8 protein-coding genes are annotated in these 7,566 nt (G+C 53.3%); 5 read left to right on the forward strand and 3 right to left on the reverse strand.

Translation table 11 applies throughout. The features are described 5' to 3' along the window. The first annotated feature begins 1 nt into the window (after window position 1). The gene (locus GFD32_RS03080) at window positions 2–271 is read left to right on the forward strand and encodes a VOC family protein (RefSeq protein WP_240455528.1); all 270 of its coding nucleotides are present in this window, start codon (window positions 2–4) and stop codon (window positions 269–271) included. A 148-nt stretch (window positions 272–419) separates the two neighbouring features. On the opposite strand, the gene GFD32_RS03085 is transcribed toward GFD32_RS03080, so the two are convergent. Genes GFD32_RS03085 through GFD32_RS03095 form a run of 3 tightly spaced genes read right to left on the reverse strand, consistent with a single transcriptional unit; the run spans window position 420 to window position 3,273 of the window. Beyond that, window positions 420–1,406: a PLP-dependent cysteine synthase family protein gene (locus GFD32_RS03085; protein WP_163575097.1), complete on the reverse strand. Its 987-nt coding sequence runs from the start codon at window positions 1,404–1,406 to the stop codon at window positions 420–422. A 14-nt stretch (window positions 1,407–1,420) separates the two neighbouring features. Further along, a complete protein-coding gene (locus tag GFD32_RS03090; protein WP_163575098.1) occupies window positions 1,421–2,404 on the reverse strand; it encodes a class I SAM-dependent methyltransferase in 984 nt (327 codons plus the stop codon). Beyond that, complete coding sequence (locus GFD32_RS03095; protein ID WP_163575099.1) at window positions 2,398–3,273, reverse strand: DMT family transporter; 876 nt, start codon at window positions 3,271–3,273, stop codon at window positions 2,398–2,400. The genes GFD32_RS03090 and GFD32_RS03095 overlap by 7 nt, the downstream gene beginning before the upstream one ends. A 297-nt stretch (window positions 3,274–3,570) precedes the next feature. Here GFD32_RS03095 and GFD32_RS03100 point away from each other — a divergent pair, with 297 nt between their 5' ends. From GFD32_RS03100 to GFD32_RS03115, 4 genes are all read left to right on the forward strand, one after another. Further along, window positions 3,571–4,506: a LysR substrate-binding domain-containing protein gene (locus GFD32_RS03100; protein ID WP_163575100.1), complete on the forward strand. Its 936-nt coding sequence runs from the start codon at window positions 3,571–3,573 to the stop codon at window positions 4,504–4,506. Window positions 4,507–4,953: 447 nt separating this feature from the next. Further along, window positions 4,954–5,364, forward strand: a complete 411-nt coding sequence (locus tag GFD32_RS03105; RefSeq protein ID WP_163575101.1) for a fosfomycin resistance glutathione transferase — start codon at window positions 4,954–4,956, stop codon at window positions 5,362–5,364. Between the two features lie 700 nt (window positions 5,365–6,064). Beyond that, window positions 6,065–6,922: a tyrosine-type recombinase/integrase gene (locus GFD32_RS03110; protein ID WP_163575102.1), complete on the forward strand. Its 858-nt coding sequence runs from the start codon at window positions 6,065–6,067 to the stop codon at window positions 6,920–6,922. Continuing rightward, window positions 6,915–7,566 (forward strand): IS91 family transposase (locus GFD32_RS03115; RefSeq protein WP_163575103.1); only part of this gene is annotated, 652 nt, incomplete at its 3' end. The genes GFD32_RS03110 and GFD32_RS03115, both read left to right, overlap by 8 nt.

Here is a 7,566-nt window from a genome sequence, read left to right on the forward strand (position 1 = left end):
CATGATCGAACAGATGCATCAGCATGCTTGGGTGACTGCAAGTTTAGATATACCATTCGGACGAGGAGTAAATTTCCAAATGGAGCTATCTGATATTAGTTCTGTATACAGCCGACTTAAGGCTGCACAAGTTGAGCTGTTTAGAGAACTATCTGAAACATGGTATGACATTGGCGATAAACTCTCAGGTCAACGTGAGTTCCTGGTTCAAGATCCAGACGGCTATTTGTTGAGATTTTCACAGCATTTAGGTGAAAAAAGCAAGTTGTAATCACATTATAACAAACGCTCAAGAGGGAGTTGGACTTCCCCCCACTACAATGAGCACGGATCGATAACTTCTCCTCGGGAGAGAATTGATTGATGATCGAGATGATCATAAAGCAATTTATATTACTGCATAGCATTACCTATCATGGCTAATTTTTAAGACGTTTTGGAAATCCGTTTTTTGATAGCCATTCGTCATTATAAATCTTTGATACGTACTTGGTGCCGCTGTCTGGTAGCACTGTGACAATTGTCGCCGGTGGGGTTAGCTGCTTTGCCAGTTGCATACAACCCCACACATTCGCCCCAGAGCTTCCTCCGCATAAGAGTCCCTCTTTTGAAGCCAGTTGATGACAGGTTGAAAATGCGGCATGGTCGGTGAACTGCATAACATTTGTGATCACAGAGAAATCCATGCATTTTGCCAAATGGTCTTCTCCAACCCCTTCGACATGGTAGGTAGTGGCCTCTTTCTCATTGATCACTCCATCATGGAAATAGCGGTAGTAGATTGAACCGACTGGATCGAGCAGTACTGCCTGAATCTCAGGATTCTTAGATCGTAAGTACCTAACTGTTCCGGAAATGGTACCTCCTGTACTCCCTGATGCAACGAATGCTGTTATGGAATTGCCCAAACTTGACCAGATTTCCGGACCGGTGGTGTGGTAGTGTGCATCTGCATTGAGAGGGTTGTCGTACTGATTTAGCATGAAGGCCCCAGGCGTTTCGTCCCTTATTCGACGTGCGGTGGTAACATAGTGATCCGGGGAGTCTGGCTTTGACGTAGTCGGGCAAACCACGATTTCTGCACCCAGTGCGAGCAGAGTATCCTGTTTTTCTCGACTGACCTTATCCGGCATAGTCAGCACTACATGATATCCACGCGTAGAAGCAAGCATGGCAATTGCTGCACCAGTGTTGCCCGATGTGTTTTCTACGATTGTTGCTCCTGGGCGCAGCTCTCCGCTCTTCTCGGCCTGATTCAGTACGAACTGTACCATTCTGTCTTTGATGCTCCCTCCTGGGTTTAGAAATTCCAACTTTGCGAAAAGTCGTACACCGTCAGGAAGGTCGAGATTCGCTAATTCAATTAAGGGGGTGTTTCCGATTGCATTTTGTAAACTGGCTTTCATGGAATCCTCCTGACCTAGCGCTTTACTGAGTCGAGAACTGCTACGGTATGTCCTATTTTTATTCTCTGTTTCATCGCTTCTAGAGCTTCTTGTGCTGTCATTGCATGAGGTGATAGAGCCTGCTCAATTGCATGTGCCTGAGCACCCGCTGCGACATACTCTATTGAGCGAAACACTTCTTCGAGAACCTGCGCAGGATAGAATTGGAACGGACCAAATCCTTCATGTTCCCATTTCGCATAACCAGTAATTACCTCCTCTGGCTCCGATTGTCGCTTCCAGGTGAATGTCAGAATTTCGCTTGAATAGCCACACTCTTCGCCAAGTCGTACGATGACCTCCACAGGAATCCGTCCTCCAATTGAGGATAGTATGTGACCCCCATTTCTAAGTAAGGGAAACGCCTGCTCTAGCGCCAAATAGTGTAGTGTGATCAGGTGGCGACTAACGAAGTCTGGAATTTTTTCCGAGCGATTGGCGATGAATGTGGAGCTATTCTGACCATCTTCCAGATTATCTCTTGGGTGGATTGGGATGTTGGGAAGGTTTTCATAAACAAGGTCCAGTGAAAAATTTTCTTCCTCAACTGGATGAAGGAGATCGCCAACCCCTGCAAAGATTGTCAGGCCACTAGTTTGATCCGTGTTTTTTATGATGTTCTGGCGTGCCAACGTTACGACATCATCGTGCAAGTCTGTAATGATGATATTCTGTGCGCTGAGAATTTCGATAGCAGCGAGAGCATCTAGTCCTGCTCCAGTGCCGATTGCGCAGAAATCTCTCACCTCTGTGCCAGTTTGTTTCAGTGCTAAAAACGCAGGCACTGCTACACTGGCCACCCAATCGCTTCGTGGATCGTGTACTTTAGGAATGTAACTGCGTTCGGATAACTGAATAGTTGCATTGCGTCGAATTCGTAATGTCACGCTCAACCCAAATAGCGCCGCTATGTCTATCTTAACTTCTTCGCTGGATATGAGGTTGTTGCTGGTCAACATTGTTTTTCCCTCCATCTTTCTTGGGTAGACAGGATCAGTCCAATCACAATTAGTGCTGCGCCAATGAAGTCCGTAGTACGAAGTGGCTCTCCCAATATCAAGTAGGCGAGCAGGACGCCAAAGAATGGGTTTAGTAGGTGGTAAGTCGATGCCGTCGCAGCTCCACTGATACGAATCAGCACCAGCCAGAGGCTCATTCCACCGACGGTAACGACGAGTACCAAGTGTGCAACGGCGATCATGCTATTGGTCGAGGGGACAGCAAGCGGCTGCCCGAACACCAATGCCAAGGGGAGGAGTGCAGTAGCTCCCGCAATGGACTGCCAGAAATTGGCCTGCAAGACGGGGAGGCCCGTTCCTCGGCCCCGAAAGAACACGGTGCCACTCGCGAAGGCTAACATTCCTGCGGTTGCCAGCAGGATTCCCCAGGGATCGACTGTCATGCCGCTGGTAACTCCTGAGATGACTGCCACACCAATCAACCCTAACGCTGCTCCGAGTAACTTCATTGGTGAAAGTGCTTCTACACCCCACCATGCAGATAGCAGACCGGTAGCAAGGGGGGCGCAGCTCACAATGACGATAACGACCTGGGGCCTGATCGTTTGCAACGCGGCAAAACTCAGTCCAAGGTAGAGTGCGTTGTTAAAAACCCCAAGCAGCAACCCGTGCTTGATAGCAATACGGTTGTGTATGTACCCGCCGCTAACAAGACAGAAGGGAAGCATCAGTAGCGCACTCGCTAAGAACCGAATGGTGAGGAGAGTAAAAGGGTCAAAATCATCAAGAGCAACCGCGCCCGCGATGAATGCTGAACTCCACACCATGCTGAATATGATGACTAAGGTAGCTAACACGGCATTGTTCACGCATCCTCCAGAAGTGGTAGCTTGCTTCTATTCTTCCTTTTCTTAAGTCATGGTGGATAGGGTATGATGAAATTGGAAATTAGTAGTTCGGTAGTCATAATCAGTTGAGCTTATTTTGAATTGAGAAAGGCCATGTGATTGGCACTACCCTTCGGATTCATTCATGGCTAGAATCACAAGCTGGAGATAATGAACGGGCCGTAGCAGCAAGGCAGCCCCAAGCCGGTCAACTCAGGGAAAGCCATGTTCCCGTAACAGGGCACCGATAATGCAGCAGTGATAGTGCGAGGTAGCTACATGTTCGATTGTCAACCGTCACCTCTGGGCGACAGGCGTGTCACCCTTGAGCACCTTCGCGCTTTTGTACTGTTGGCCGAAGGCAAGGGGTTCCAGCAGGCAGGACTCCAACTGTATCGCAGCCAGTCTGCCGTCACACAAAGTCTAAAACGGCTGGAAGAGATATTGGGCTGTAAATTGCTCGAGCGCCGCCAAGGCCACATCATGGGCTTAACGGAAGACGGTGACAGGTTTCTACCAGCTGCCAAAGAGATTCTTGTACGAACGTCTGAAGCCGTGAGTGCCATGAAGCAACCGGAAATATCTGGTCGCTTGCTTGTCGGTGTTCCAGATGACTTCAAAGTTGCGGATCTCCATGGCGCCATATCTCGGTGTGCGGAGCTGAATCGCAAGCTACGCCTAGAGGTCATCTCTGCGCTTTCCTCGCAATTACTCTATCAGATTGAGAGCAGCGGGCTCGACCTTGTCATTCTAAAGTGCTTGGAGAATTTCGTGCCAAGCGATAATCGCTGGAAGATCCACCCGTTGCGGAGAGAGCCCCTATACTGGGTGGCTGCACAGCAGTGTGGATTTGATAGTATGACTGAGGTGCCCCTCGTCATCTTTCCTGACGGTTGTTGCTATAGAAACGCAGCGCTCGCAGCACTTGATAAAGCAGGTAGGGATGCTTACGGTGCCTATGTAAGCGCATCCTATGAGAATATTCGTGCTGCCGTATCGGCGGGGCTCGGCATCGGCGTCCTTCCCGCAAGTGCGCTTGCGAAGGACCATGTCATCCTTGGACAAGAGGAGGGTTTTCCGGAATTACCGATGGTGGAGCTCGTTATGATTCAGGCAACACAGAAGTACGCAACCAAGCAGCTGGCGGACTTCCTCTCTCGCTCGGCCTTTACTCGACCCACCATCGCTTCAATGGGAAGAGGTGAGATCGCCTGACCCAGTGCGAATCTCAAGACCAGCGTTGAGTCGACACATCGGGAATGAGACTCAGAATGCCGGCATTCACCCCCTTGATGACTTGTTGCGCGATATCCAAGGCTCCTTGGTCGGTGAAGACCTGCGGCGTCTTTTCTTCGAGGCGCGCACTGCCAGCCAGCAAGTAGTGCCGATAGCAGGTTGCTCTGGCTTCCCCTGTCGAAAGTTAGCCATCACTTACGCTTTGCGTCAGTAATAGCAAGGTTCCTGCTATCACTCCCAAATAGCGTAGATCAGTTACACCTGATCCGTTTTGCTGGTAGGGGGCAACCCGCCTAGTATGAACCCTAAGGCCGCTGAGACGGCTGGAAAGAAGAAGCTATACGCACGGGACTACCGCATAAACACGATATGCAGTGGCCTTGGCGGTAGCGTGCCTAAAGATTACTCGCCGATAGGGAGACGGCATTGATAACCGGCATCAACCACGTCACCTTGGCCGTCAGCGACCTCCCGCGCGCATTCGCGTTCTACACCGAGGTGCTTGGACTCAAGCCCATCGCCAAATGGACGAGCGGTGCCTATCTGCAAGCCGGTGACGACTGGATCTGCCTCTCACTCGATGCCGAGACGCGAAACAGCCCCCACCCTGACTACACCCATCTCGCCTTTTCAGTGCCGAGCCTAGCCTTCAACGACACGGCTGAGGCCATCCGCGCCAGCAATGCCACCATCTGGAAACAGAACAGTAGCGAAGGGGATTCCCTCTACTTCCTCGACCCCGATGGACACAAGCTAGAGATACACTCCGGCGACCTCAATAGCCGCTTGGCGGCACTCAGGGAGCGTCCATACGACGGGCTGGAGTGGTTTGTTTAGCAGCAAAAGGATGATTGAAACTGGCAAATGCAGCGCGTATGCGAATTCTGCATAGGTGGCCTAGCTATTCTTAATATGATTTAAAATCATAGGATTAGGTTAAATGAAGCGCGTCAGATAATATTGTTGAACGCGCAAATGTGTTCATCCAATATCAGGACGTGCAGTCCAATACGCTGTTAGTGGGGGGGCAGGGATGAATGGATCGCAGGTAGTTAGAGCAAAAATCACTCTTCTGCCGAAGGAGATTAATCCAAGGAGTAACCCCCTTAAAACAAAGTTTTATAGACCAAATCACAATTTTCATGGAGACAACCCCCCGTATATTTTCATGGGTCAGGTAAATTTCAAGGACGATTCTGTTCTCGATTTTGGAGAGTCTAGAGAAGCGGAAGTATGCTTCCTGGCCACCGAAGAGTTGAAACCATTTCTCAAGGTTGGACAGAAATGGCGCATACAAGAGGCATCACATTTTGTAGCGGTAGGGGAAATACTTGAGGTCTCCGAGTAGCGTCACCACTAACCAGGCCAGGCACAGCGACGGCTTTTCCGTTGCGGCTTCGCCTCCACTACAAAGCCGCGCGTGCTGGCGGCGTTGAACTAAACCGCTTCGCGGTAGCTGTCGTCGAATCCTGTCTTTTGCGTCATCGAACCACACTGTTCATTGACCTACGTGGGTCAGAGAACAGGAGTGACGACGATGACTGCCTTACGACAGACGATGATCGAGGCCATGCGGCAGCATGGTTTCGCACCACGCACCCACACTACGTACCTGGCGGTGATCACCGACCTGGCGCGCTATTTCCACCGCCCGCCGGACACCTTGAGCAGCGACGATCTGCAACGCTTCTTCCATCATCTGGTCCAGGAGCGCGGCTTGTCCGCCGCCAGCTGCCGCGTCTACTTGCACGGCGTGCGGTTTCTCTATTTGCAGGTGTTGCACTGGCCGTCGGTGGACGTATCGCCGGTGGTGCCGAAGACGCCGCAGCGGATTCCGGAACTGCTGACGCGCGACGAGGTGAGGCGGATTCTGGCGGCGTGCCACAACGCCAAGCATCGTATGATGCTCGAACTGTGCTATGGCTGCGGACTGCGCGTGAGCGAGGTCTGCCACCTGCGGGTCAGCGACATCGACAGCCAGCGCGGCCAACTGCGTGTCGCGCAGGGCAAGGGTGCCAAAGACCGTATGGTGCTGTTAACGGCGACCCTGCTCGATCGCTTGCGCGATTACTGGCGCGCCTATCGACCGCGAACCTGGCTGTTTCCGAGCGCCCAATTCCCGGATCGTGCGCTGCATCTGAGTGCGCCACAGAGGGCCTTTACCCGGGCTAAGCGCCTGGCCGGTGTCGAGCGGGTCGGTGGCATCCACAGCCTGCGCCATGCCTACGCCACGCATGCCCTGGAACAGGGCCTGCCCGTGCATCAGCTCCAGCGGCTGCTGGGCCATCGCAGCCTCCAGTCGACGATGCGTTATCTGCACTGGTTGCCGGGCCAGCAGGGGACGCTTCAGGGCCCTATCGATCTGGTGGCCGGCTTGGAGGTGGGGCATGCCTGAGACCGCCACCCTCCAACAGGCCCTGGGGCGCTTTCTTGATCCGGCCGGCCTGGATCGCCAGCGCCGACGGGTATGCCACCACCTGCTGGCGTGTCGTACCGAGGCGATGGGCGGGATGCTCCTGCAGTGTACGGACTGCGACCACTCCCAGCCGCACTACTTCGGCTGTCGTGATCGCCATTGCTCGCAGTGCCAGGGCCGCGCCATGCACCAGTGGGCCGAGCGGCAGCAGGCGACCCTTCTGCCGGTGCGCTATTACCATGTCGTGTTCACGCTGCCCCACCGCCTCAACGGCTGGGTTCAGCTGCATCCCGAGGTGATCCACCGACTGCTGTTCCAGAGCGCCTGGCAGACGCTGCGTGCCTTCGGTCGCGATCCCAAACGCCTCGGCGGCGAGATGGGCATGAGTGCCGTGCTCCACACCTGGGGCCAGAACCTGAGTCAGCATGTGCACCTGCACTGCCTGGTCCCCGGCGGGGCTTTGGGCGACGATGGTCGCTGGCATGGAGCGCGTAGTCACTACCTGTTCCCGGTGCGGGCCCTGTCGCGCCACTATCGTGGGTATATGGTCAGTGCTCTGCGCCAGGCCGCCACTGCGGGTGAACTCCACCGGGTCACTCGGCCCGGTGACGTCGATGACCAGC

The organism is Halomonas faecis, from assembly GCF_010993975.1.
GTDB lineage: Bacteria > Pseudomonadota > Gammaproteobacteria > Pseudomonadales > Halomonadaceae > Halomonas > Halomonas faecis.

Coding starts and splice junctions, on each gene's coding strand:
- GFD32_RS03080 (WP_240455528.1), top strand. CDS start 2: ATGATCGAACAGATGCATCAGCATGCTTGGGTGACTGCAAGTTTAGAT.
- GFD32_RS03085 (WP_163575097.1), bottom strand. CDS start 1,406: ATGAAAGCCAGTTTACAAAATGCAATCGGAAACACCCCCTTAATTGAA.
- GFD32_RS03090 (WP_163575098.1), bottom strand. CDS start 2,404: ATGTTGACCAGCAACAACCTCATATCCAGCGAAGAAGTTAAGATAGAC.
- GFD32_RS03100 (WP_163575100.1), top strand. CDS start 3,571: ATGTTCGATTGTCAACCGTCACCTCTGGGCGACAGGCGTGTCACCCTT.
- GFD32_RS03110 (WP_163575102.1), top strand. CDS start 6,065: ATGACTGCCTTACGACAGACGATGATCGAGGCCATGCGGCAGCATGGT.